Here is a 22,982-nt window from a genome sequence, read left to right as displayed (position 1 = left end):
CCTTTTTCTTCATCTGCGCAGCCCTGTACTGCGCGTGGTTCATCCTGAGGTTCCTGCTATGAACGAGAATTACGAGGGCGCGCTGGCCAAGATTGACGCTGCAAGGAAACTGGCCCGGCAGACGATGGCGAAGCATGGCAAAGAGGAGGTGTGCGACCCGCCAATGGGCATCGACACGCCCCAGAGGCCGGCGCTGCCGGCTTGGCAGGACGTGTTGGGCGCTGCCGAGCAGCTCGTCCGGCAGAAGCCCGCCTTCCCCAAGTACATCAAGGGCACGGTCTTGGAGAACGATGTGCCGGTGTGGATTGCCACCTTCACCCAGCAAATGCTGGTGCGCGAGCTGTCTCGCATCCGGGCTGTCATCGCTTCCGACCGCTGTGACGGTGATACCGACTACGCAGCGGGAGCCAACGCCGCCCGAGCCAAGTACCTCGCCGCCATTGACAAGCGGTGACCCCATCCACACGACAATCCGGGGATGACGGACATCCTCGACCTGAAGGGCTGGACGGTGCTGGGTCGCACCGAGGAGGACGGGGCGGACGTGCTGGAGGCGGAGTACCCGCTGCCCATGCCTACCGCCTGCCCAAAGTGCGGCACCCTCGACTGCATCTACCGGCACGGCACCAAAGCTACTACTTACGTCGACATTCCGATGCGCGGGAAGCCGGCCAAGCTGCGGGCGAAGGTCCAGCGATACCGGTGCACCTCCTGCAAGGAGACCTTCCTGCAGCCGCTGGGCGGCATCTTGGAGGGCCGGCGCATGACGGAGCGCTGCGCCACCTACATCAAGGCCCACAGCCTGCGGGACACCTTCACCCGCATCGCGGAGAACGTGGGGTGCGACGACAAGACGGTCCGGACGCTGGGGGCGGAGTACATGGCCGAACTGGAGGCCAGCCACCGGCCGGAGATGCCAGACTGGCTGGGCATCGACGAGACCCAAATCGACGGGAAGATGCGCTGCGTCCTGACGGACATCGGGGAGCGCCGCATCCTCGACATGCTGCCGGACCGGGACAAGGCGACCTTGGCGGGGTGGCTGCACCGGTTCAAGGACCGGCACTGGGTCAAGGGCGTGGCCATCGACATGTGGCGGCCGTACCGGGACGTGTCGCACCAGATGTTCCCTGGCCGACCGGTGGTCATCGACAAGTTCCACGTCGTCCGCATGGCGAACTACTGCATGGAGCGGGTCCGCATCCGGCTCCAGAAGCAGCGCAAGGCTGGCGAGCGGCGCCTGTGGCTCCAGTCCAAGGCGATGCTGAACATGCGGTACGCCAAGCTGGCCGAGAAGGGCCGGTTCAATCTGGACATGTGGCTGGCCAACGAGCCCGAGCTGGCCGCCGCCTACGGGCTGAAAGAGGCGTTCTACAACATCTACGACCTGCCCAAGGCGCAGGCCGTGGCGGCCTTCGACGCCTTCCCGGGGACCATCCCAGCCAGCCTGAAGGCGGACTTCAAGACTCTCACGACCGCCATGAAGAACTGGCGGACGGAGATTCTGGCGTACTTCGACCACCCCATCACCAACGCCTACACCGAGGCGCTGAACGGGGTCGCCAAGACCATCAACCGGCAGGGCCGGGGGTACACCTTCGAGGTGCTGCGCGCCCGTCTCCTGTACGGCAAGGGGCCGCTGGAGCCGTGGCGGCTGGCGACCGTCTACCCTGCCAACCCCACCCAGTTGCAGCTCCTGAAGCGGGAACAGGGCAACCGGTGCCAGAGCTGCGGCTGCGAGCTGGGACGGACCAAGGACGACAAGGCGAACGTGGTCGTTCTGGTGCGCGGCAACACCCGCCGGCAGCAGCTCATTTGCGGGCTGTGCAACGTCGGTTTCCACACGGAGGCACTCAATCACCGGAAGCCTCCTTCAACACAGAAATCCGGATAGCCAAAATTTTCACTTGGACCTATGCAGTCCACGGTGCGGTTCGCCCGGGCTGCACCATGAGCAAAGACCTCGACTGTTGATTCATTTCCAAAGCTGGGCCATTTCGGGACGCATTCACGTTGAAATTTGAGCCACGTTGCCGCTCTATCCTGCTGAATTTTTCAGCACGGGGGAGCAGGAGTGATCAACGTGAGCACATTGAGCAAGTTACGCCGCCTCGTGCTGAGGCAGGACGTGTCGGTGCGCGAGGCCAGCCGGCGCCTGGGCATCTCGCGCAACACAGCCACCAAGTGGCTCAAAGACGGGCAGATGGCCGAACCCCGATACCCGCAGCGGGTGTCGGGCCCCAGCATCCTGGATCCGTACAAGGAGCAGTTGAGCCAATGGCTCAAGGCCGATAGCCATCGCAGCAAACGCGATCGACGCGGGATCAAGGCCATGTTTGAGGCGCTGCGCGCGCAGGGCTACAGCGGCAGCCGAGGGCCGGTCTACGCCTTTGCCCAGCGCTGGCAGCAAGAGCAAGGCAACGCTGCGCGTGGTGCGGGGTTCGTGCCGCTGAGCTTCGAGTTGGGCGAGGCGTTCCAGTTCGACTGGAGCTGCGAGTACCTGTTCATCGGCGGGCTGCGCCGCCGCCTGGAAGTGGCACACACCAAGCTGGCGGCCAGTCGCGCCTTCTGCCTGGTGGCGTACTACAGCCAAGCGCACGAGATGCTGTTCGATGCGCACGCACGGGCGTTCGCCCTCTTCGGTGGCGTGCCCCGGCGGGGCATCTACGACAACATGAAGACCGCTGTGGACAAGGTCGGCCATGGCAAACAGCGCAGCGTCAATGCACGCTTCGAGGCGATGACCGGGCACTACCTGTTCGAGCCGGAGTTCTGCAACCGGGCCGCCGGCTGGGAGAAGGGGGTCGTGGAGAAGAACGTTCAGGATCGGCGCAAGGACATCTGGCGTGAGGCCAGCGAGCGGCGCTGGGGGACGCTTGGTGAACTCAACGACTGGTTGCAGCAGGCCTGCGTGAAGGCCTGGGCTGAGATGAGTCACCCGGAATGGACTCAGCTCACGGTGGCCGATGTCTGGCAGGACGAACGTGCTCGTCTCATGCCCAACCCCCGTGCGTTTGATGGCTACGTGGAGCAGCCGGTACGGGTCTCTGCGACCGCACTGATCCACTTCCAGCGCAACCGCTACAGCGTGCCGTGTGAATGGATTCATGCGGTGGTCAGTCTGCGGGCCTACGCGGATGGCCTGCTGGTGGTCGGGCCCGATGGGCGACAGGTGCGCCTGGCGCGCAGCTTCGAACGTGATCAGACGCTCTACGACTGGATGCATTACATCGCGCTCATCGAGCGAAAGCCCGGCGCGCTGCGCAACGGCGCGCCCTTCAAGACCATGCCCGAGCCACTGCAGGAAATGCAGCGCCAGTTGCTGCGCCACAGCGGTGGCGACAGGGTGATGGCGCAGGTGCTCATGGGGGTGAGCCTGCATGGACTGGAGGCCGTGGTGGTGGCGGTAGAGCTGGCGCTGCAGTCCGGGCGGGTGAGTGCCGAGCACGTGCTCAACGTGCTCTCGCGTCTGAAGGAGCAGCGCGTGCCCGAGCCACCGGTGGCCACGATGCTCAAGCTCAACACGCCGCCACTGGCCAACCTGCAGCGCTACGACGCACTGCGCAACGTCCAGCCTCATGAGGCATCACCGGAGTCCGACCATGCATGACGTCATTGATGCCCTCAAAGCGCTGGGCCTGCACGGCATGGCCAGTGCCTGGCCGGAGGTACTGGGCACCGCCCGCATGAAGTCGCTGGATCATGAGGCCGTGCTGCACCAGCTCATCAAGGCCGAGACCGCTCAGCGTGAGGTGCGTTCCATGGCTTACCAGATGCGCGTGGCGCGCTTCCCTTCGCACCGTGACCTCGCCGGCTTTGACTTCGCCCACGCGCAGCTCGACGAAGCACTGGTGCGCCAGTTGCACACCCTTCGCTTCGTGGAGTCGGCGCACAACGTGGTGCTGGTTGGTGGCCCCGGCACGGGTAAAACCCACCTGGCCACGAGCCTGGGGATCGAGGCCATTCGCATGCATGGCAAGCGGGTGCGCTTCTTCTCAACGGTGGAGCTGGTCAACGCCCTGGAGCTGGAGAAGGCGCAGAACAAGGCCGGGCAAATGGCGCACCGCCTGATGTACGTCGATCTGGTGATCCTGGATGAACTGGGCTACCTGCCATTCACGCAGTCGGGCGGCGCGATGCTGTTCCACCTGCTCTCCAAACTCTATGAGCGAACGAGCGTGGTGATCACCACCAACCTCACCTTCTCGGAGTGGAGCAGCGTCTTTGGAGACGCCAAGATGACCACGGCCTTGCTTGACCGGCTCACGCACCATTGCCACATCGTCGAGACGGGCAACGAGAGCTGGCGATTCAAGCACTCCAGTGCCGCTGGCGCGGCTCCCCCAAAGCAACGCCCAAAGAGCCAGAAAGGAGATCGAAAAACAGCAGACCCGATAGACTTATCCACAACCGAATAGTCAAAGAATCCATCAACCCAGTGGCTCAATATTCAACGTGATCACTGGCTCAGTTGTGCTGATGAATCAACACCACTATGCCGAACTTGGTGAGCACCGCCAACAGTTCGCTGCCATTCTGACGTATGCGGCGTTGGGACCGACCGATGGATACTTGCCTGAAGACTTCCGATCGGCGATCGGTGCGTTGCCGCAGGACGGACTCGAAAAATCCGCGCGGTCGGTTTCGCAGGCGTTAGAAGGCGCTGCCGAGCAGCGCGAGGATTACTGGAGGAACCGCGTACTACCGTTCTGGCAACAGGTCTGGCCCAAGTCTCGCGATCTGGCCACCCCGCGAATCGCCGAATACTTGACCCGACTTGCCATTGCAGCCAGGGGTGAATTCCCGGCGGCCGTGGCTGCAGTTCAGGACTGGTTGCGGCCGATTGAACACCCGCACTATGCGGTTCGTCTACTGCAGAAGTCTGGCTTGTGCAGTCAGTTCCCCGCTGATGCACTGGTGCTGTTGAACGCCGTGATTGCAGACCAGCAATGGGCGCCTCAAGAGCTTGGTCGGTGCCTGAGCGAGATCGAACAAGCTGAGCCAAAACTTGCGCAGGACACCCGTTACCGCCGGCTCCGCGAATACGCCCGAAGGCGCGGGGGCTGAGGCCGAAGCGCAGCCTACCTCTGCAGGCCTGCGCCGGCGAACCGCCATCCGCAGGCGGCCCGGCTCACCCTTGCCCACCTGAATTTGGTTCGAGCGGCAAAACTTTGCGTGGATATCGGCAAAACTTTGCGCGCGCCGACACCTGGTCAAACGTCAATATTCCCTGCCCGCAGCGCATTCGTCTCGATGAACACCCGCCGCGGCTCCACCTCGTCGCCCATCAGGGTGGTGAAGACCTGGTCGGCGGCGATGGCGTCTTCGATCTGCACGCGCAGCAGGCGCCGCACGGCGGGGTCCATGGTGGTTTCCCACAGCTGCTCGGGGTTCATCTCGCCCAGGCCCTTGTAGCGCTGGCGGCTGGTGGTGCGCTCGGCTTCGGCGATCAGCCACTGCATGGCCTCGCGGAAGCTGGCCACTAGCTGCTCGCGCTGGCGCTCGCCTTCGCCGCGCGTCACCTTGGCGCCTTCGCCCAGCAAGTCCTTGAAGGTCTGGGCCGCGGCCACCAGCGCGGCGTAGTCGCCGCCGTGCACGAACTCCTGCGGGATGACGCTGCTCTTGATGTTGCCGTGGTGGTGGCGGCTGATGCGCAGCACGGTGCGGTCGGTGCGCGGGTCCTGCACGGCGGCCACCTCGGGCGCGCCGCCGTTGGCCTGCTGCTCGTGCAGGTGCGACTGCAGCTCGCGCGCGCTGGCGGCGGCGGCCTCGGGCGTGTCCATGTCGATGACCACGCCGCTGGCGATGGCGCGCAGGGCTTCTTCGTCCATGAAGGCCGACAGGCGCGCGATCACGCCCTCGGCCACCTGGTGCTTGCGCGCCAGCTCGGCCAGCGCCTCGCCGGTGATGGGCTGGGCCGTGCCGCCGGGGTGCACCACGGCGTCCTTCAGCGCCACGCGCAGCAGGAAGGCGTCGAGCGCGGCGTCGTCCTTCAGGTACAGCTCTTCCTTGCCGGACTTGACCTTGTACAGCGGCGGCTGGGCGATGTAGATGTGGCCGCGCTCGACCAGCTCGGACATCTGCCGATAGAAGAAGGTGAGCAGCAGGGTGCGGATGTGCGCGCCGTCCACGTCGGCGTCGGTCATGATGATGATGCGGTGGTAGCGCAGCTTGTCGATGGCGAAGTCGTCGCTGCCGCTCTTGCCGTTGCCGTCCTCGGCGGCCTTGCCGATGCCGGTGCCCAGCGCCGTGATGAGGGTGACGATCTCGTTGCTGGACAAGAGCTTCTCGTAGCGGGCGCGCTCCACGTTCAGGATCTTGCCGCGCAGCGGCAGGATGGCCTGGAACTTGCGGTCGCGCCCCTGCTTGGCGCTGCCGCCGGCCGAGTCGCCCTCGACGATGTAGATCTCGCACTGCGAGGGGTCTTTCTCCTGGCAGTCGGCCAGCTTGCCGGGCAGGCCAAAGCCGTCCAGCACGCCCTTGCGCCGCGTCATCTCGCGGGCCTTGCGCGCCGCCTCGCGCGCGCGCGCGGCCTCGACGATCTTGCCGCAGATGATCTTGGCGTCATTCGGGCGCTCTTCCAGGTACTCGGCCAGCGACTTGGCGACGATGTCTTCCACCGGCGCGCGCACCTCGCTGGAGACCAGCTTGTCCTTGGTCTGGCTGGAGAACTTGGGCTCGGGCACCTTCACCGACAGCACGCAGACCAGGCCCTCGCGCAGGTCGTCGCCGCTCACGTCCACCTTGGCCTTCTTGGCCAGCTCGTTGGCCTCGATGTACTTGGTGATCACGCGCGTCATGGCCGCGCGCAGGCCCGTCAGGTGGGTGCCGCCGTCGCGCTGCGGGATGTTGTTGGTGAAGCAGAGGACCTGCTCGTTGTAGCCGTCGTTCCACTGCATGGCCACCTCGACGCCGATCTCGGTGCCGGCGATGCCGCCGTAGCTCTCGGCCGGGCGCGAGCCGGTGGCGTAGAAGGGGTTGGGGTGCAGCACCTTCTTGCTGCCGTTGATGAAGCCGACGAAGCCCTGCACGCCGCCGGCGCCCGAGAAGTCGTCTTCCTTGCCGCTGCGCTCGTCCACCAGGCGGATGCGCACGCCGTTGTTCAGGAACGAGAGCTCGCGCAGGCGCTTGGCCAGGATCTCGTAGTGAAAGTCGTTGTTTTCCTTGAAGATCTCGGTGTCGGGCAGAAAGCGCACCTCGGTGCCGCGCTGGTCGGTGGTGCCGGTGACGCGCATGGGCGAGACTTCGACGCCGTTCACCGTCTCGACCAGGCGATTCTGGACAAAGCCGCGGCTGAACTCGATCTCGTGCTTCTTGCCGTCGCGGCGCACGATCAGGTGCAGCTGGCGGGACAGCGCGTTGACGCAGGACACGCCCACGCCGTGCAGGCCGCCCGAGACCTTGTAGCTGTTCTGGTTGAACTTGCCGCCCGCGTGCAGCTCGGTCAGTGCGATTTCGGCGGCCGAGCGCTTGGGCTCGTGCTTGTCGTCCATCTTCACGCCGGTCGGGATGCCGCGGCCGTTGTCCACCACGCTCAGGGACCCATCGGCGTGGATGGTGACCACGATGTCGTCGCAATAGCCGGCCAGCGCCTCGTCGATGGAGTTGTCGACCACCTCGAACACCAGGTGGTGCAGGCCGGTGCCGTCGCTGGTGTCGCCGATGTACATGCCGGGGCGCTTGCGCACCGCCTCCAGCCCTTCCAGGATCTGGATGGCGCCCTCGCCATAGCCGCCGCTGGCGCCGGCGGCCGACGGGGATTCGGGGGTGGGGGTGGCATCGGTCATCGCATTCTTTCCATCAATTGAAGCTCAAAACCCGCCAACGCGGGCGGGTTTGTTGCGCAAGCAGCTCTCAAAAAGTGAGCATACTCAAATGCGCATCGGCATCACCACATACTTGAAGTTGTCGTTGCCGGGCAGGGTGATCAGCGCCGAGCTGTTGCCGTCGGCCAGCTCGATGCGGATCATCTCCTCGGCGCTCATGTTGGCCAGCGCGTCGATCAGGTAGGTGACGTTGAAGCCGATCTCGATCGAGTCGCCGCCGTAGTCGATGTCCAGCTCGTCCACGGCCTCTTCCTGCTCGGCGTTGTTCGACGCGATCTGCAGCGTGCCGGGCTCGAACGACAGGCGCACGCCCTTGAACTTCTCGCTCGTCAGGATGGCCGTGCGCTGCAGGCTGGCCAGCAGCGGCGCGCGCCCCAGGGTGACGTGGTTGCGGTGGTTCTTGGGGATCACGCGGTTGTAGTCGGGGAACTTGCCCTCGACCAGCTTGGTGACGAACTCCATGCTGCCGAAGCTGAACTTGGCCTGGTTGGCGGCAAACTGCATCTCGATCATGGGCGCGGCCTGGCCCTCGGGGGCGGTGGCGTCCGACAGCAGGCGCTGCAGCTCGATCACGGTCTTGCGCGGCAGGATCACCTCCTGCTTGGGCACTTCGGCGTCCAGCTGGCTGCTGGCAAAAGCCAGGCGGTGGCCGTCGGTGGCCACCAGGCTGAGCGTCTTGCCTTCGGCCACGAACAGGATGCCGTTGAGGTAGTAGCGGATGTCGTGCACCGCCATGGCAAAGGCCACCTGGCCCAGCAGGGTCTTGAGCGTCTTTTGCGGCACGCTGAAGGCGGGGCCGAAGCCGGGCGCCTCCTGCACCAGCGGAAAGTCCTCGGCCGGCAGGCTGGCCAGGGTGAACTTGCTCTTGCCGCCCTTGAGGATCAGCTTGGCCTGCTGCGCCTCCAGGCTGACGGTCTGGTCGGCCGGCATGGTGCGCAGGATGTCGATCAGCTTGCGCGCGCCCACGGTGGTGGCCAGGCTGCCGGCGTCGCCGCCCAGCTCGGCCTGGGTGCGGATCTGGATCTCGAGGTCGCTGGTGGTCAGCTCGATCGTGGGGCCGTTCTTGCGCAGCAGCACGTTGGCCAGCACGGGCAGCGTGTGGCGCCGCTCCACGATGCCTGAAACCGACTGAAGGGCCGCCAGCAGGGTGTCTTGGGAGGTCTTCAGAACGATCATGTCTTCCTCTGGGTTGTGGGCACGGTCGAAGTCCCGGCGCGGGGCACGGGCCCGCCCGGGACACGGGAGCGCCAAGGTTGGCAAACCCCATATTGTCGCTGCTTTTGCAGGTGGTTTCGATGGCGTCGGGGCATGGTGGGAGTCAGCCTTTCAGGGTCTGCTCCAGCACGTGCAGCTGCTGGTTGAGCTCGGTCAGCTGCTGGCGCTCGCCGGCGATCTTGCGCACGGCGTGCAGCACGGTGGTGTGGTCTCTGCCGCCAAACAGCTCGCCGATCTCGGGCAGGCTTTTTTGCGTCAGCTCCTTGGCCAGGTACATGGCGATCTGGCGCGGGCGGGCGATGCTGGCCGGGCGCTTCTTGCTGTACATGTCGGCCACCTTGATCTTGTAATAGTCGGCCACCGTCTTCTGGATGCTCTCCACGCTGATCTGGCGATTTTGAATGGACAGCAGGTCGCGCAGCGCCTCGCGCGCCAGCTGGATCGAGATCTCGCGCTGGTTGAAGCGCGAATACGCCAGGATCTTGCGCAGCGCGCCCTCCAGCTCGCGCACGTTGGAGCGCACGTTCTTGGCCACGAAGAAGGCCACCTCCTCGGGCATCTGCGCGCCCTCGCCGCCGGCCTTGTTGATCAGGATGGCCACGCGCATTTCCAGCTCGGGCGGCTCGATGGCCACCGTCAGCCCCGCGTCGAAGCGCGACACCAGGCGCTCGTGGATGTCCGTCAGCCCCTTGGGATAGGTGTCGCTGGTCATCACGATGTGGCTCTTCTTGGCCAGCAGCGCCTCGAAGGCGTTGAAGAATTCCTCCTGCGTGCGGTCCTTGTTGGCAAAGAACTGCACGTCGTCGATCAACAGCAGGTCGAGCGAGTGGTAGCGCTGCTTGAACTCGTCGAAGGTCTTGCGCTGATAGCTTTTGACCACATCCGAGACGAACTGCTCGGCGTGGATGTAGAGAACCTTGGCGTCCGGGTGGTCGGCCAGCAGCTTGTTGCCCACCGCATGCATCAGGTGCGTCTTGCCCAGGCCCACGCCGCCGTAGATGAACAGCGGGTTGTACAGCCGTCCGGGCGCGCCCGCCACGTGCAGCGCCGCGGCGCGCGCCATGCGGTTGGCCGAGCCCTCCACCAGCACGTCGAAGGTCAGTGCGCTGTTCAGCCGGCTGCGGTGCGCGCCCTCGGCGGCCTCGCGCGCCGGGGCGCCGGCGGGCTCGCCCGGCGCTGCGCCGGCAGGCTCGGGGCCGACGCCAGGGGCGGCACCGTTGGCCAGCGGAGAAGGCCGGCTGGCGCCAGCTGCACGCGGAGCAAGCGCCAACTCCAGCTGCACCGGATGGCCGGCCAGCTGCTCCAGCGTGGCGACGATGCGGGTGGCGTATTGCGCCCGGATCCAGTCCATCTTGAAGCGGTTGGCCACCAGCAGCGTCAGGCGCGAGCCGTCGGGCGCCGCCTGGGCCGACAGCGGCTTGATCCAGGTGTTGAACTGCTGCTCGGGCAATTCCTGCGCCAGCACGTCCAGGCAGCCTGGCCACAGGGTTTGGGTTGAATCGGAAATCACGAAAAAGTGTTCAATTGTTTCTAAGGTGCCGTGTCCAGATTGTGGACAACTGGCCGCTCCCGTCCGCGCCGATTGTAGGGAGATGGCCACTTGTCCACAAGGCCGGATGTCGACCGGGCCGGGTCTTCGTGCACCCCGCCGCCGCCGCCGTGCGCGCAAGGCATTGGCTGCATTGGAAATCTTTGCGATAATCGGCGGTTTTCCTCAACTGGCGGGTTCGGGTCAGCGGGCGGTGCCTGCGCCGCCTGCCGCGTGCGGTGTGTGCGGGCGCCCCGGGTGGTTTGCCCAGACCGGCCAAGGCCGGGGCCCGACGCACGCAGCATCCAGATTCCTCAAGGGGCGATCCATGAAACGTACTTATCAGCCTTCCAAGACGCGCCGTGCGCGCACGCACGGTTTTCTGGTGCGCATGAAGACGCGCGGCGGCCGCGCGGTGATCAACGCGCGCCGCGCCAAGGGACGCAAGCGCCTGGCGGTCTGAGCCTGGCTGCCCACGCCTGTGGCTGCCGGGCTTGCCGCACCGCCCCCTGAGGGCGCGCCGGCCCGCGTGCAGCGGCTGCGCACGCGTGCGCAGTTCCAGGCGCTTTTGGCGCATCGCCCCGTGGCCCGCACGGCCCACTTCGCCCTGCATCGCCTGGTCTTGCCGGCCGAGCGCGCGCCGGAGGCCGAGCTGTTCGGCCCCGCGCCCGCCGGCTGGCTGGGCGCCATGGTGCCCAAGCGCTGGGCGCGCCGGGCGGTCACGCGCAACGCCATTCGCCGCCAGGTCTATGCCCTGGGCGGCGCGCAGCCGCAACCGGCGGCGCGGCTGGTGCGCCTGCACACGGCGTTTTCGTCGGCCCAGTTTGTCAGCGCCAGCTCGCCCGCGCTGCGGTGCGCCGTGCGCGCCGAGCTGCTCGAGCTTTTGAGGCGGGAGCCGGCATGAGCGGCATGAGCATGATGCAGCGGCTGCTGATCGGGCTGGTCAAGGGCTACCGGCTGCTGCTGTCGCCCTGGCTGGGCTCGGCCTGCCGCTTCGAGCCCACCTGCTCGCGCTATGCGCTGCAGGCGCTGGAGCAGCACGGCGCGGCCATGGGCAGCTACCTGACGCTGCGCCGGCTGGCGCGCTGCCACCCCTGGTGCGCGGGCGGCTGTGACCCGGTGCCCGCCGAGCGCCCCCGCCTGTTCTCCCATCTGTCCGATCACCCTTCCAAGCCGTCATGAACGACATCCGCCGCACCATTCTCTGGGTGATCTTTGCCTTCTCGCTGGTCATGTTGTGGGACCAGTGGCAGGTGCACAACGGCCACAAGGCCACGTTCTTTCCCAGCGCCTCGCCGGTGGCGGCCAAGCCTGGCGCGGGCGCGTCGGCCGTGCCGCCGGCCGCGGCCGCCAGCACGCCCGCGGCGGTGCCCTCAGGCGGCGCCGTGGCCAACGCCAGCGGCCAGCCGCCCGTGTCCGAGGGCGCCGCGGTGGCGCACGAGCGCATCACCGTCAGCACCGACGTGCTCAAGCTCACCTTCGACACCGAAGGCGGCTCGGTGATCGAGAGCGAGCTGCTGAAGTACCCCGACGACACGCAGGCCGACCGCCACGTGCTGCTGTTCGACAGCCAGAGCAACGAGGTGTATCAGGCGCAGTCGGGCCTGATCGGCGGGGCCTTTCCCAACCACAAGACGCCGATGGCCTTCGGCGGCGACAAGGCGCTGGCCGACGGCGCGCAGCAGCTGGTGGTGACGTTCACCTCGCCGGTGGTGGGCGGCGTCAAGCTGGTGCGCACCTACACCCTCACGCGCGGCTCCTACGTGATCGGCGTGCGCAACGAGGTCATCAACGACGGCAGCCAGCCGGTGCGCCCGCAGCTGTACGTGCAGCTGGTGCGCCACGGCGCCGAGCCGGGCAGCAAGACGCCGTTTTATTCCACCTTCACCGGCCCGGCCTTCTACACCGACGCCAAGAAGTACCAGAAGGTCAGCTTCGGCGACATCGAGAAGGGCAAGGCCGAGTTCGTGAAGCAGGCCAGCGATGGCTACGTGGCCATGGTGCAGCACTACTTCGCCAGCGCCTGGATGTTCGCGCCCGACACGCCGCACGACAACTTCGCCCGCCAGATCGGCCCCAACCTGTACGCCGCCGGCATGATCGCGCCGCTGGCCGAGATCGCCCCCGGCGCCCACCAGGCCGTGGACACGCGCCTGTTCGTCGGCCCGCAGGTGGAGACCATGCTCGAGTCGGTCACGCCGGGGCTGGAGCTGGTCAAGGACTATGGCTGGGTCACCATCGCGGCCAAGCCGCTGTACTGGCTGCTCGACCAGATCCACAAGGTGCTGGGCAACTGGGGCTGGTCCATCGTGGCGCTGGTGCTGCTGCTCAAGATCGCGTTCTACTGGCTCAACGCCAAGGCCTACGGCAGCATGGCCAAGATGAAGGCGCTCAACCCCAAGATCACGGCCCTGCGCGAGCGCCTGAAGGACAAGCCGCAGCAGATGCAGATGGAGATGATGCGCATCTACCGCGAGGAGAAGGTCAACCCGCTGGGCGGCTGCCTGCCCATGCTGGTGCAGATTCCGGTGTTCATCGCGCTGTACTGGGTGCTGCTGTCGTCGGTCGAGATGCGCGGCGCGCCCTGGATCGGCTGGGTGCACGACCTGTCGGCCAAGGACCCGTACTTCATCCTGCCGGTGGTGATGACGATGACCACGCTGCTGCAGACGGCGCTCAACCCCGCGCCGCCCGATCCCATGCAGGCCAAGATGATGTGGATCATGCCGCTGGTGTTCAGCGTGATGTTCTTCATGTTCCCGGCCGGCCTGGTGCTGTACTACGTCACCAACAACCTGCTGTCCATCGCCCAGCAGTGGATCATCAACAAGCGCATGGGCGTGCCGCCGCAGTTCAACCTGCCGAAATTTTCCTGACCCCCAGTCTCCACGCGCTGCGCGCTGTTGCGCCTTCCCCCTTTCAGGGGGCACGCCCTCTGACCGGGGGGACCCCGGCCAGGGGCTTACGCGCTTGGCCTGCTCCGCGGCCACCGGGCTCCTGGTGATCGATGTGCGGCAAAACCGCCTGTGACACCTGCCGAAGTTCTCCCGATCGGTAAAAACCCCCATGCACCCCTCCAAAGGCCGCCTTCCAGCGGCCTTTGCTTTGTGTAGGATGCCCTGTTCATCCCTTCACGAATTCAGGAGACCCATGAAACACGCCGCCCTCAAGTTCGGCCTGATCACCGCCGCCACCCTGGCCCTGCTGCAGCCCGTTGGCGCCGCCACCCTGCGCATCGGCGGGGCCAACGACATCCTCACCTTCGACCCGCACGGCCAGAACCACCAGACCACGCTGGCCTACCAGCAGATGGTGTACGAGACGCTGGTGCGCTACAACGAGAAGTTCGAGGTGGTGCCGGGGCTGGCCACCGAATGGACCTTCGTCACGCCCACGCAGCTGCGCTTCACGCTGCGCAAGGGCGTTAAGTTCCACGACGGCGCGCCGTTCACCGCCGACGACGTGGTGTTCTCCATCACCCGCGCCATGACGCCGCCCTCCAACATGGGCGCCTACGTGCAAAGCGTGAAGGAGGCCAAGAAGGTCGACGACCACACGGTCGACCTGATCCTCAAGGGCCCCAGCCCCGTGGTGCTGCGCGAGTTGACCGGCTCCTACATCATGAACAAGGCCTGGGCCGAGAAGAACAACTCGGTCAAGGCGCAGGACTACAAGGCCAAGGAAGAAAACTTTGCCTCGCGCAACGCCAACGGCACCGGCCCGTTCAAGCTGGTGTCCTGGCAGCCCGACACCAAGCTCACGCTGGTCAAGAACGACGCCTGGTGGGACAAGCCCAAGGGCAACATCGACGAGGTGGTGTTCACGCCCATCAAGTCGGCGGCCACGCGCTCGGCCGCGCTCATCTCGGGCCAGGTCGACCTGGTGCAGGACCCGCCGGTGCAGGACATCGACCGCATGCGCCGCGACCCCAACCTGAAGGTGCTGGACGGGCTGGAAAACCGCACCATCTACCTCGGCTTCGACCAGTTCCGCGACGAGCTGGTGGGCTCCAACGTCAAGGGCAAGAACCCGCTGAAGGACAAGCGCGTGCGCCAGGCGCTGTACCAGGCGGTGGACATCGCCGCCATCGAGCGCAACGTGATGCGCGGCCTGGGCAAGCCCACCGGCACCATGATCGCGCCCATGGTCAACGGCTGGACCAAGGAGCTGGCCACGCGCGCGTCCAAGTACGACGTCGCGGCCGCCAAGAAGCTGCTGGCCGACGCGGGCTACCCCGACGGCTTCGAGCTGACGCTGAACTGCCCCAACGACCGCTACGTCAACGACGAGGCGATCTGCCAGGCGGTGACGGCGATGTGGACCAAGGCCGGCGTCAAGACCCGGCTGCAGACCAACCCGATGTCGATCCACTCGGCCATGATCCAGAAGTTCGACGTCAGCGCCTACATGCTGGGCTGGGGCGTGGCCACGTTCGACGCGCTGTACACGCTGGACTCGCTGATGCACACCGTCGACCCCCAGGGCGGCGCCTCGGGCAATTTCAACAACGGCCGCATGAGCAACCCCAAGCTGGACGCGCTGATCGACGGCATCAAGGTCGAGATGGACACCAAGAAGCGCGACGGCATGATCCACGAGGCGCTGCAGATCGTGAAGGACGACTACAACTACCTGCCGCTGCACGATCAGGTTCGCCCCTGGGCCATGCGTAAGAACGTGAACACCATCCACCGCGCGGACGACCGCCCGATGCCGATCTGGACAACTATCAAATAAATAGCTGTTTGCGCTTTGTTGTCGCGGGCTACAGCCCGATTTGATTCAAAACCCCGGGGCCGCGAGGCGCCGGGGTTTTTTTACGCGGCCAGCGTGTTCAAGCGCAGCTGCCCGCCCTGCATCACCAGCGTAATGCGCTCGCCCTGGCCGGCCAGGCAGGCTAGGTCCTGCAAGGGGTTGCCGTCCACCAGCAGCAGGTCGGCCAAGGCGCCGGGGGCGATTTCGCCCAGGCGCCCACCTTGCCCCAGCAGCTCGGCGCCGATCAGCGTGGCGCTTTGCAGCACTTCCAGCGGCGTCTGAACCTGGGCGCGGATCAGCAGCTCCTCGCTCTGCAGCGCGTGCGAGGCGCCCAGCAGGTCGGTGCCCAAAGCCAGCTTGACGCCCGCGGCCTTGAAGACCTCGAGCGAGCGCAGGCCCGCCGCGCGCACCCGCTCGATCTTGGCCACGCTCTCGGGCCCCAGGCCCAGCCGCGCGCCGTCGCGTGCCAGCGCCTCGTAGGTGATGAGCGTGGGCACGGCATAGGCGCCGCGCGCGGCCATCAGCGCGGCGGTGGGCGCGTCGATCAGGTTGCCGTGCTCGATGCTGCGCACGCCGCACTCCACCGCGCGGCGGATCGCCGCGGGCGTGTAGGCGTGGGCCAGAACGTAGGTGTGGCGGGCCGCGGCCTCATCGACGATGGCGCGGGTCTCATGCAGCGAATAGCCCAGCGCGTCGATCGGGTCGGTGGGCGAGGCCACGCCGCCCGAGGACATGATCTTGATCTGGTCGGCCCCCATCTGCAGCAGTTCGCGCACGGCGCCGCGCACGGCGTCCACGCCATCCACCACGCGCGTGCTGGCCAGCCGCTGGCAGCCACAGCCGACGGGCTGCAGGCGATCGGAGCGCGTCCGAAAGTCGCCGTGCCCGCCCGTGGGGCTGAGCGCCGGGCCGCTGACGAACAGGCGTGGGCCGACCACGGTGCCGTCCATGCCGTCCTCGATGGCCTGCTTGAGCGCCCAGTCGGCCCCGCCCGCATCGCGCACGGTGGTGAAGCCCCGGCGCAGCATGCCGCGCAGGATGGGCAGCGTGCGCAAGGCCAGCGTGGTGCTGGGCGTGCCCGCCAGCAGGCCCAGGTTGGTCTGCGAAAAGGTCACGTGCGCGTGGCAGTCGATCAGCCCCGGCATCAGCGTGCGCCCGCCGCCGTCGATCACGCGGGCGCCGGGGCTGGCGATGGGCTTGTCGCTCAGCTCGCGGATCGCATCGCCCTCGACCAGCACCGCGTGATCGGGCAGCAGCACGCCGCGCCGCACGTCGAGCACGTGGACGTTCTTGAACAGGGTCAGGCTCATGGTGCGAAGTCGACAGTTGGCAGTCGCGGACAATCATGCCATGCACGCCGCCGCGCCCGATCCCATCGCCGCCATCGCCACCGCCCCCGGGCGCGGGGCGGTGGGCATCGTGCGCGTGTCGGGGCGCGGCCTGCTGCCGCTGGCGCGCGCGCTCACCGGGCGCACGCCGGCGCCACGGCATGCCACGTATGGCGTGTTTCTGGACGCCGACGGCAGCCCCATCGACCACGGCCTGGCGCTGTACTTTCCGGCGCCACACTCCTACACCGGCGAGGACGTGCTGGAGCTGCAGGCCCACGGCGGCCCGGTGGTGCTGCAGCTGCTGCTGGCGCGCTGCTTGCAGGCGGCCACCGAGCCGGACGCCGCCACCGGCCAGCCGCTGCTGCCGCGCCTGCGCCTGGCGCGGCCGGGCGAGTTCACCGAGCGTGCCTTCCTCAACGACAAGCTCGACCTGGCGCAGGCCGAGGCGGTGATGGACCTGATCGACGCCAGCACCGAGCAGGCCGCGCGCTCGGCCAGCCGCTCGCTGGCGGGCGCCTTCTCGCGCGAGATCGAGCGGCTCACCGACGGGCTGATCCAGCTGCGCATGCTGATCGAGGCCACGCTGGACTTTCCCGAGGAAGAAATCGACGTTCTGTCGGCGCACGACGTGCGCGGACAGCTATCGAAACTGAAACAAACGCTGCGCGACGTGCAGGCACGTGCGCGCCAGGGCGCGCTGCTGCGCGAGGGCATCCAGGTGGTCATCGCCGGCCAGCCCAACGCCGGCAAGAGCAGCCTGCTGAACGCGCTGGCGGGCGCCGAGCTGGCCATCGTCACCCCCATTGCCGGCACCACGCGCGACGTGGTGCGCCAGACCATCCAGATCGAGGGCGTGCCCCTGCACGTGCTGGACACCGCCGGCCTGCGTGCGGCGGGCGACGCGGTGGAGCAGATCGGCATCGAGCGCGCGTGGCAGCACATCGAGCAGGCCGACGCCGTGCTGTGGCTGCACGACCTCACGCGCCAGGGCGACGCCGGCTACGCCGCCGGCGAACAGCATATCGCGGACGGCCTGGCCGCGCGCGGCGCGGCCGGCGTGCCGCTGCTGCACCTGTGGAACAAGCACGACGCCGCGCCCCAGGCCGCGATTCCGCCCGACGGCATCGCCCTCTCGGCGCGCACCGGCGAAGGCCTGGACGCGCTGCGCCAACGCCTGCTGGATCTGGCGGGCTGGCAGGGCGGCGCGGGCGAGGGGCTGTTCATCGCGCGTGAGCGCCACCTGCAGGCGCTGGCGCGCGCTGCTGCGCATTTGAAAGCAGCCAGCGCCCATCTGGCGGGCGCCGAGCCCATGCTCGAGCTGCTGGCCGAGGAACTTCGCCTGGCGCAGAACGCCTTGGGCGAAATCACCGGCGCCTTCAGCGCCGACGACCTGCTGGGCGTGATCTTCGCGCGCTTTTGCATCGGCAAATAGCGGGGTTTTGTTCAGCGCACCGTGTAGCTGATGTGGAGCATCAGCCCCGCGTTGCCCAGGATGTTGACCTGCACGCTCCAGTTCTTGGTGAATTCGTAGCCCACCGCCGGGATCGCCGTCACGCCCCAGCCGCTTGGGTTGTTGAACGGAATTTTCTTGTGGTAGGGCGCCTTGTAGCCGTGGATGACCCCGCCTGTCAGCTTGATGAACAGCCCCGGCGTGCTGTCCAGCGGCCGAAACCGCCAGCCGTAATACAGATACTGGGTCGGCTGGCCAAAGGAATTCTTGAACAAGGCCAGGCCGGCGCTGTGGCGCTCGTCCAGCGCTTTTTCGGCCTGCAGCAGCCAGACGTGGGAATGCCTTTGCGTGTCCGGCTCCCAGTCGTGTTCCTTGCGGGCGTCCGAGTAATGCAGGGTGTAGGGTGACACGCCGAGGGTCCAGCCGGCCAGTTCGGAGCCCGGCGCGGCAGCCTCGGCGGGCTGGGCACCCGCGCTGCAGCATGCCAGCAGGCCGGCAAGGCCCAATGAAGCGGCGGGAAGGTGCATGGAGCCGTCGTCGTTCGGCGCCACAGGCGGCGCGGTTGGAGGGGCGCTTATTTTCCATGGGCATGCTTCATGGGCCCTCCCCCCGGTTGCAAAAATGAATGTCATTTGCCAAGAATTTCTGCGCTGGCTGGCCTTGGCGGGGTATCCGCGCCCGCAGCGGTCTTTTTGCCCTTGCGCTACCGTGAGGCGCCCCTTCCCAACCGTTTTGAGGAGAACCCCCGATGGAGCCGACCCGTCCCAGCGCATGGCTCGAAGCGCAGCACCGCCAGATCGACGACGGCCTCAAGGCCGCGCTGCGCGGCAGCGCCCGTGGCGAGGTGCTGGCCGATGCGCTGCGTCTGCTGCAAGAGCACATCCACCTGGAAGAGGCGCTGCTGTTTCCCCCGCTGGAGCGCGCGGGCCTGACCATGCCGATCTTCGTCATGCAGCGCGAGCACGGGCAGATGTGGCCGCTGATCCAGACCCTGCTGGCGGCCGATGCGGCCGCGGTGCAGGAGCCGGGCCGCGAGCTGTTCCAGATGCTGCAGGTCCACAACCCGAAGGAGGAGCAAATCCTCTACCGCGCCGCCGACCAGCTGCCGCAGCAGACCGAGGATGGCGCGCTGCTGCGCGCGTTGCAGGACGCGCGCATGCCCGAAGGCTGGGCCTGCGCGATGGCGCCGCGCTGAGGCCTTGGCCGTTCAGCGTGGGCGCGGATAGTCGTCCTTGAAACCCAGCGCGCGCGACATCTGCTCGCCGCACTGCACCACCAGCGCCCGAAAGTGCTCGGCATTGCGTTCGTAGCGCGCCGTGGGCCCGGCCATGCCCACGGCCGCGTGCAGCTGGCCGGCGCCATCGAAGATCGGGGCTGACACGCCGGTGGCGCCCTCGATCGAGCCGCTGCTGCTGGCGCAGCCGTCGGCGCGAATGCGGCGCAGCGCCTGCTGCAAGGCCGTGCGGCTGGTGATGGTGTGATGCGTGACGGCTGTCAGGGGCGTGGCCTCCATGTACCGACGCTGCCGCTCGGTGCTGCTGAAGGCCAGCATGGTCAGCCCCAGTGAGGTGGAATAGAGCGGCCGGTGCGCGCCCACGTTGGCCGAATAGCGCAGCCAGCTGCTGGCCTCGATCACGTCCACATAGACCAGCTCGCGCCAATCCTTGCTGGGAACGCCCACCATCACCGTCTCCTGGCAGGCCTTGTGCAGCTCGGCCAGCCAGGGGCGCATGTTCCCGGGGAAGGCATCGGTTTTCTGGATCATGGCCGCCAGGCTGTAGGTTTCCTGCCCCAGACGGTGGTGGCCGCTTTCCGACATCACGTAGCCGCCGCCCTCCAGCGCGCGTAACAGGCTGAACAGGCTGGTCTTGGGCAGTTGCAGCGCCGCGCTCAGCTCGGCCAGAGATAGGCCGTCACGGTGGCGGGCCAGCACAGTGATGACCTGCATCACGCGCAAGGGCGCGCGCGGCGGCGCGCTGCGGTCAGTGTCGTCTGTGGTAGGCATGCGATGGGCACCTGGGTGGATTTGAAGAAGCCAACGCCGCGCTCAGGATAAACCCTTGCCCGGGTTGACAGCCGGGCGCGGCAATTTCCATAATTCTTATACAAGAACAGACATTCTTATATCAGAATAAACCCCGAATTTGCAATCCAGCCCATCCATGTCTTTTGAAACCACTCCCGAGCAGCAGGCCATCCGCCAGGCGGTGTTGCAGTCGTGCGCGCCCTTTGGCGAAGACTATTGGCTTGAGCACGACCGCACGGGCGAATTCCCGTACCAGTTCTATGCTGCCATGGCGCGCGCCGGCTGGCTGGGCATCGCCATTCCCGAGGCCTATGGCGGCTCCGGTCTGGGCGTGACCGAGGCTGCACTGATGATGCAGACGGTGGCCGCCACCGGTGCCGGCATGAGCGGCTGCTCGGCCTTTCACATCAACATCTTCGGCCTGATGCCGATCGTGGTGTTCGGCACCGAGGAGCAAAAGCGCCGCTTCCTGCCGCCCATGGTGCAGGGCCAAGTCAAGTCGTGCTTCGGCGTGACCGAACCCAACACCGGCCTGAATACCACGCAGCTCAAGACCCGCGCCGTGTGGCGCGGTGACCGCTACGTGGTACACGGCCAGAAGGTGTGGATTTCCACCGCCCAGGTGGCCGACAAGATCCTGCTGCTGGCGCGCACCACGCCCATCGAGGAATGCAAGAGCCACAGCCATGGCCTGTCGCTGTTCTACACCGACCTGGACCGCAGCAAGATCGCCGTGCGCCTGATCGAGAAAATGGGCCGCAAGGCGGTTGACTCGAACGAACTGTTCATCGACGGCCTGGAAATCCCGGTGGAAGACCGCATCGGCGAGGAAGGTCAGGGCTTCAAGTACATCCTGCACGGCATGAACCCCGAGCGCGTGCTGATCGGCTCCGAGGCCATTGGCATTGGCCGTGTGGCACTGCGCAAGGCGGCAGCCTATGCCAACGAGCGCGTGGTGTTCGACCGCCCCATCGGAAAGAACCAGGGCATCCAGCACCCGCTGGCCGCCAACTGGATGGAGCTGGAGGCCGCGCATCTGATGATGCTCAAGGCCGCCTGGCTGTATGACCACGGGCGTGACTGCGGCGCCGAGGCCAACGCCGCCAAGTACCTGGGCGCCGAAGCCGGCTTTCACGCCTGCGAGCGCGCCATCCTCACGCACGGCGGCTTCGGCTATGCCAAGGAATACCACGTCGAGCGCTACCTGCGCGAGGTCATGATCGCGCGCATCGCGCCCGTCAGCCGCGAGCAGATCCTGTCCTACGTCGCCGAGCGCGTGCTGGGTTTGCCGAAATCGTACTGAGCGCCCCGTATGTCCGACCTCACCCCTGAACGCAGCTGGCTCGAGGCGCTGGAGCAAGGACGCTTCCTGCTGCAGCGCCGTGTCAGCACCGGCGTTTTCATCTTTCCGCCGCGGGTGGCCGAGCCGTGCACCGGCGCCACCGACCTGCAGTGGGTCGAGGCCAGCGGCGCGGGCGTGGTGTACTCGGTTACCGTCATCGCGCCGCGCCCGCCGGCTGAGCCCTACACCGTGGCCCTGATCGACCTGGCCGAAGGGCCGCGCGTGATGGGACGTGTGGAAGGCGTGGCGCCCGAGGATGTGTGCATCGGCCTGGCGGTACAGGCGCGGGTGGGCCGCATCGACGGCGTTCCGGCGCTCTTGTTTACCCCACGGGAGGGCGAGCATGCGTGATGCCTTTCCGCGCGCGGCCACGGCCATCGTTGCCACCGCCACCCATGGCATCGGCGAGGCCCCGGGCCAAAGCGCCATGGAGCTGGCCGTGCACGCCAGCCTGCAGGCCCTGGGCCGCGTGGGATTGACGCCGGTTGACGTCGATGGCCTGTTCATTGCCCTGCCGCAGGACTTTTTTGCTGGCTTGGGGCTGGCCGAATACCTGGGCATACGCCCGCGCCTGACCAACAACAACCGCGTGGGCGGCTCGTCCTTTCAAACCTATGTGCTGTGGGCTGCATTGGCGCTGGCCACCGGCCAGTGCGACGTGGCGCTGATCGCTTACGGCAGCAACCAGCGCAGTGCCAGCGGCAAGCTGCAAAGCTCGCTCAAGCCCTCGCCGTTCGAGGCACCATACCAGGCGTTGGTGCCTGCCTCGGCCTACGCGCTGGCGGCCGCGCGCCACATGCACCAGTTCGGCACCACGCGCGAGCAACTGGCCCAGGTGGCGGTGGCCGCGCGTCAGTGGGCGCAGCTCAATCCCGAGGCCTTTGTGCGCGAGCCGCTGAGCGTGCAGCAGTGCCTGGCCGCGCGCATGTTGTCGGCGCCCCTCACGGTGCGCGACAGCTGCCTGGTGACCGACGGTGCCGCCGCGCTGGTGATGACACGCGGCGACCGAGCACGCGAACTGTGCCTGCATCCGGTGTATGTGCTGGGTGCGGCCGAGGCCACGCAGCACCGCATGATCTCCACCATGCCCGATTTGACGGTGACGGCAGCCGTCGATTCCGGCGCGCGCGCCTATGCCCAGGCCGGCATCGGCCCGCAGGACGTGGATGTGGTGCAGCTGTATGACGCCTTCACCATCAACACCCTCTTGTTTCTGGAAGACCTGGGCTTTTGCCCCAAGGGCGAGGGTGGGCGCTTTGTCGAGGACGGGCGTATCGCTCCCGGTGGCTGTCTGCCGGTCAACACCAATGGCGGTGGACTGTCCTGTGTGCATCCGGGCATGTATGGGCTGTTCACCCTGGTCGAGGCCGCGCGCCAGCTGGCCGGCGAAGCCGGCGCGCGCCAGGTCGCGGGCGCCGAGATTGCGCTGGCGCATGGCAACGGCGGCGAGCTGTCCAGCCAGGCCACGGTGATTCTCGGCACAGACGCAAGCCGATGACGATCAACACG

The 22,982-nt window shown here is 66.9% G+C and carries 20 protein-coding genes and 1 pseudogene; 15 read left to right on the top strand and 6 right to left on the bottom strand.

What is annotated here, in order from left to right; all coding sequences use genetic code 11:
* The first annotated feature begins 58 nt into the window (after window positions 1-58).
* From H6927_02610 to H6927_02590, 5 genes and pseudogenes are all read left to right on the top strand, one after another.
* Window positions 59-454 carry a hypothetical protein gene (locus H6927_02610; GenBank protein MCP5216989.1) on the top strand — a complete coding sequence of 132 codons (396 nt, stop codon included), beginning with the start codon at window positions 59-61 and terminating at the stop codon, window positions 452-454.
* Window positions 455-478: 24 nt separating this feature from the next.
* Window positions 479-1,894: an ISL3 family transposase gene (locus tag H6927_02605; protein MCP5216988.1), complete on the top strand. Its 1,416-nt coding sequence runs from the start codon at window positions 479-481 to the stop codon at window positions 1,892-1,894.
* A 189-nt stretch (window positions 1,895-2,083) separates the two neighbouring features.
* Window positions 2,084-3,610: an IS21 family transposase gene (locus tag H6927_02600; protein MCP5216987.1), complete on the top strand. Its 1,527-nt coding sequence runs from the start codon at window positions 2,084-2,086 to the stop codon at window positions 3,608-3,610.
* Window positions 3,579-4,418, top strand: a complete 840-nt coding sequence (locus tag H6927_02595; protein MCP5216986.1) for an ATP-binding protein — start codon at window positions 3,579-3,581, stop codon at window positions 4,416-4,418. Before H6927_02600 ends, H6927_02595 begins: the two co-directional genes overlap by 32 nt.
* Before the next feature lie 73 nt (window positions 4,419-4,491).
* A pseudogene (locus H6927_02590) lies at window positions 4,492-5,067 on the top strand (hypothetical protein).
* A 146-nt stretch (window positions 5,068-5,213) separates the two neighbouring features.
* On the opposite strand, the gene gyrB reads toward H6927_02590, so the two are convergent.
* The 3 genes from gyrB to dnaA all read right to left on the bottom strand — a co-directional run bounded on the left by gyrB (window position 5,214) and on the right by dnaA (window position 10,551).
* On the bottom strand, window positions 5,214-7,787 hold the full coding sequence (gene gyrB, locus H6927_02585; protein MCP5216985.1) for a DNA topoisomerase (ATP-hydrolyzing) subunit B: 2,574 nt from the start codon (window positions 7,785-7,787) through the stop codon (window positions 5,214-5,216).
* Between the two features lie 84 nt (window positions 7,788-7,871).
* Window positions 7,872-9,002, bottom strand: coding sequence for a DNA polymerase III subunit beta (locus H6927_02580; GenBank protein MCP5216984.1), 1,131 nt, complete (start codon window positions 9,000-9,002; stop codon window positions 7,872-7,874).
* Between the two features lie 142 nt (window positions 9,003-9,144).
* Window positions 9,145-10,551 (bottom strand): chromosomal replication initiator protein DnaA, encoded by a 1,407-nt coding sequence (dnaA, locus tag H6927_02575; protein MCP5216983.1) that lies wholly within the window; start codon window positions 10,549-10,551, stop codon window positions 9,145-9,147.
* Between the two features lie 346 nt (window positions 10,552-10,897).
* Between dnaA and rpmH the strand changes: the two genes are divergently transcribed.
* From rpmH to H6927_02550, 5 genes are all read left to right on the top strand, one after another.
* Window positions 10,898-11,032, top strand: a complete 135-nt coding sequence (rpmH, locus tag H6927_02570) for a 50S ribosomal protein L34 (protein MCP5216982.1) — start codon at window positions 10,898-10,900, stop codon at window positions 11,030-11,032.
* 66 nt (window positions 11,033-11,098) lie between these two features.
* The gene (locus tag H6927_02565) at window positions 11,099-11,473 is read left to right on the top strand and encodes a ribonuclease P protein component (GenBank protein MCP5216981.1); all 375 of its coding nucleotides are present in this window, start codon (window positions 11,099-11,101) and stop codon (window positions 11,471-11,473) included.
* An 11-nt stretch (window positions 11,474-11,484) separates the two neighbouring features.
* Window positions 11,485-11,751, top strand: a complete 267-nt coding sequence (gene yidD / locus H6927_02560; GenBank protein MCP5216980.1) for a membrane protein insertion efficiency factor YidD — start codon at window positions 11,485-11,487, stop codon at window positions 11,749-11,751.
* Window positions 11,748-13,445, top strand: coding sequence for a membrane protein insertase YidC (gene yidC, locus H6927_02555; protein MCP5216979.1), 1,698 nt, complete (start codon window positions 11,748-11,750; stop codon window positions 13,443-13,445). The genes yidD and yidC overlap by 4 nt, the downstream gene beginning before the upstream one ends.
* 274 nt (window positions 13,446-13,719) lie before the next feature.
* Window positions 13,720-15,306 (top strand): ABC transporter substrate-binding protein, encoded by a 1,587-nt coding sequence (locus tag H6927_02550; GenBank protein MCP5216978.1) that lies wholly within the window; start codon window positions 13,720-13,722, stop codon window positions 15,304-15,306.
* An 80-nt stretch (window positions 15,307-15,386) separates the two neighbouring features.
* Here the strand turns inward: H6927_02550 and H6927_02545 are convergent, their stop codons facing one another.
* Complete coding sequence (locus tag H6927_02545) at window positions 15,387-16,634, bottom strand: amidohydrolase family protein (GenBank protein ID MCP5216977.1); 1,248 nt, start codon at window positions 16,632-16,634, stop codon at window positions 15,387-15,389.
* 40 nt (window positions 16,635-16,674) lie between these two features.
* Here H6927_02545 and mnmE point away from each other — a divergent pair, with 40 nt between their 5' ends.
* Complete coding sequence (gene mnmE / locus H6927_02540; GenBank protein ID MCP5216976.1) at window positions 16,675-18,087, top strand: tRNA uridine-5-carboxymethylaminomethyl(34) synthesis GTPase MnmE; 1,413 nt, start codon at window positions 16,675-16,677, stop codon at window positions 18,085-18,087.
* 11 nt (window positions 18,088-18,098) lie between these two features.
* Here the strand turns inward: mnmE and H6927_02535 are convergent, their stop codons facing one another.
* Window positions 18,099-18,632 (bottom strand): hypothetical protein, encoded by a 534-nt coding sequence (locus tag H6927_02535; protein MCP5216975.1) that lies wholly within the window; start codon window positions 18,630-18,632, stop codon window positions 18,099-18,101.
* A 221-nt stretch (window positions 18,633-18,853) separates the two neighbouring features.
* Between H6927_02535 and H6927_02530 the strand changes: the two genes are divergently transcribed.
* The gene (locus H6927_02530; GenBank protein ID MCP5216974.1) at window positions 18,854-19,300 is read left to right on the top strand and encodes a hemerythrin domain-containing protein; all 447 of its coding nucleotides are present in this window, start codon (window positions 18,854-18,856) and stop codon (window positions 19,298-19,300) included.
* 12 nt (window positions 19,301-19,312) lie between these two features.
* Here the strand turns inward: H6927_02530 and H6927_02525 are convergent, their stop codons facing one another.
* Window positions 19,313-20,110 (bottom strand): IclR family transcriptional regulator, encoded by a 798-nt coding sequence (locus H6927_02525; GenBank protein ID MCP5216973.1) that lies wholly within the window; start codon window positions 20,108-20,110, stop codon window positions 19,313-19,315.
* Between the two features lie 157 nt (window positions 20,111-20,267).
* Between H6927_02525 and H6927_02520 the strand changes: the two genes are divergently transcribed.
* Genes H6927_02520 through H6927_02510 form a run of 3 tightly spaced genes read left to right on the top strand, consistent with a single transcriptional unit; the run spans window position 20,268 to window position 22,971 of the window.
* Window positions 20,268-21,434, top strand: coding sequence for an acyl-CoA/acyl-ACP dehydrogenase (locus H6927_02520; GenBank protein ID MCP5216972.1), 1,167 nt, complete (start codon window positions 20,268-20,270; stop codon window positions 21,432-21,434).
* A gap of 9 nt (window positions 21,435-21,443) precedes the next feature.
* Entirely contained in the window at window positions 21,444-21,824 is a 381-nt protein-coding gene (locus tag H6927_02515; protein ID MCP5216971.1) for an OB-fold domain-containing protein, read from the top strand.
* A complete protein-coding gene (locus tag H6927_02510; protein MCP5216970.1) occupies window positions 21,817-22,971 on the top strand; it encodes a thiolase in 1,155 nt (384 codons plus the stop codon). Before H6927_02515 ends, H6927_02510 begins: the two co-directional genes overlap by 8 nt.
* The last annotated feature ends 11 nt before the right edge of the window (window positions 22,972-22,982 follow it).

The sequence above is a fragment of the Burkholderiaceae bacterium genome (genome assembly GCA_024235995.1).
Taxonomy (GTDB): Bacteria; Pseudomonadota; Gammaproteobacteria; order Burkholderiales; family Burkholderiaceae_C; genus Ottowia.
This window is presented reverse-complemented; position numbering and strand designations above follow the sequence as displayed.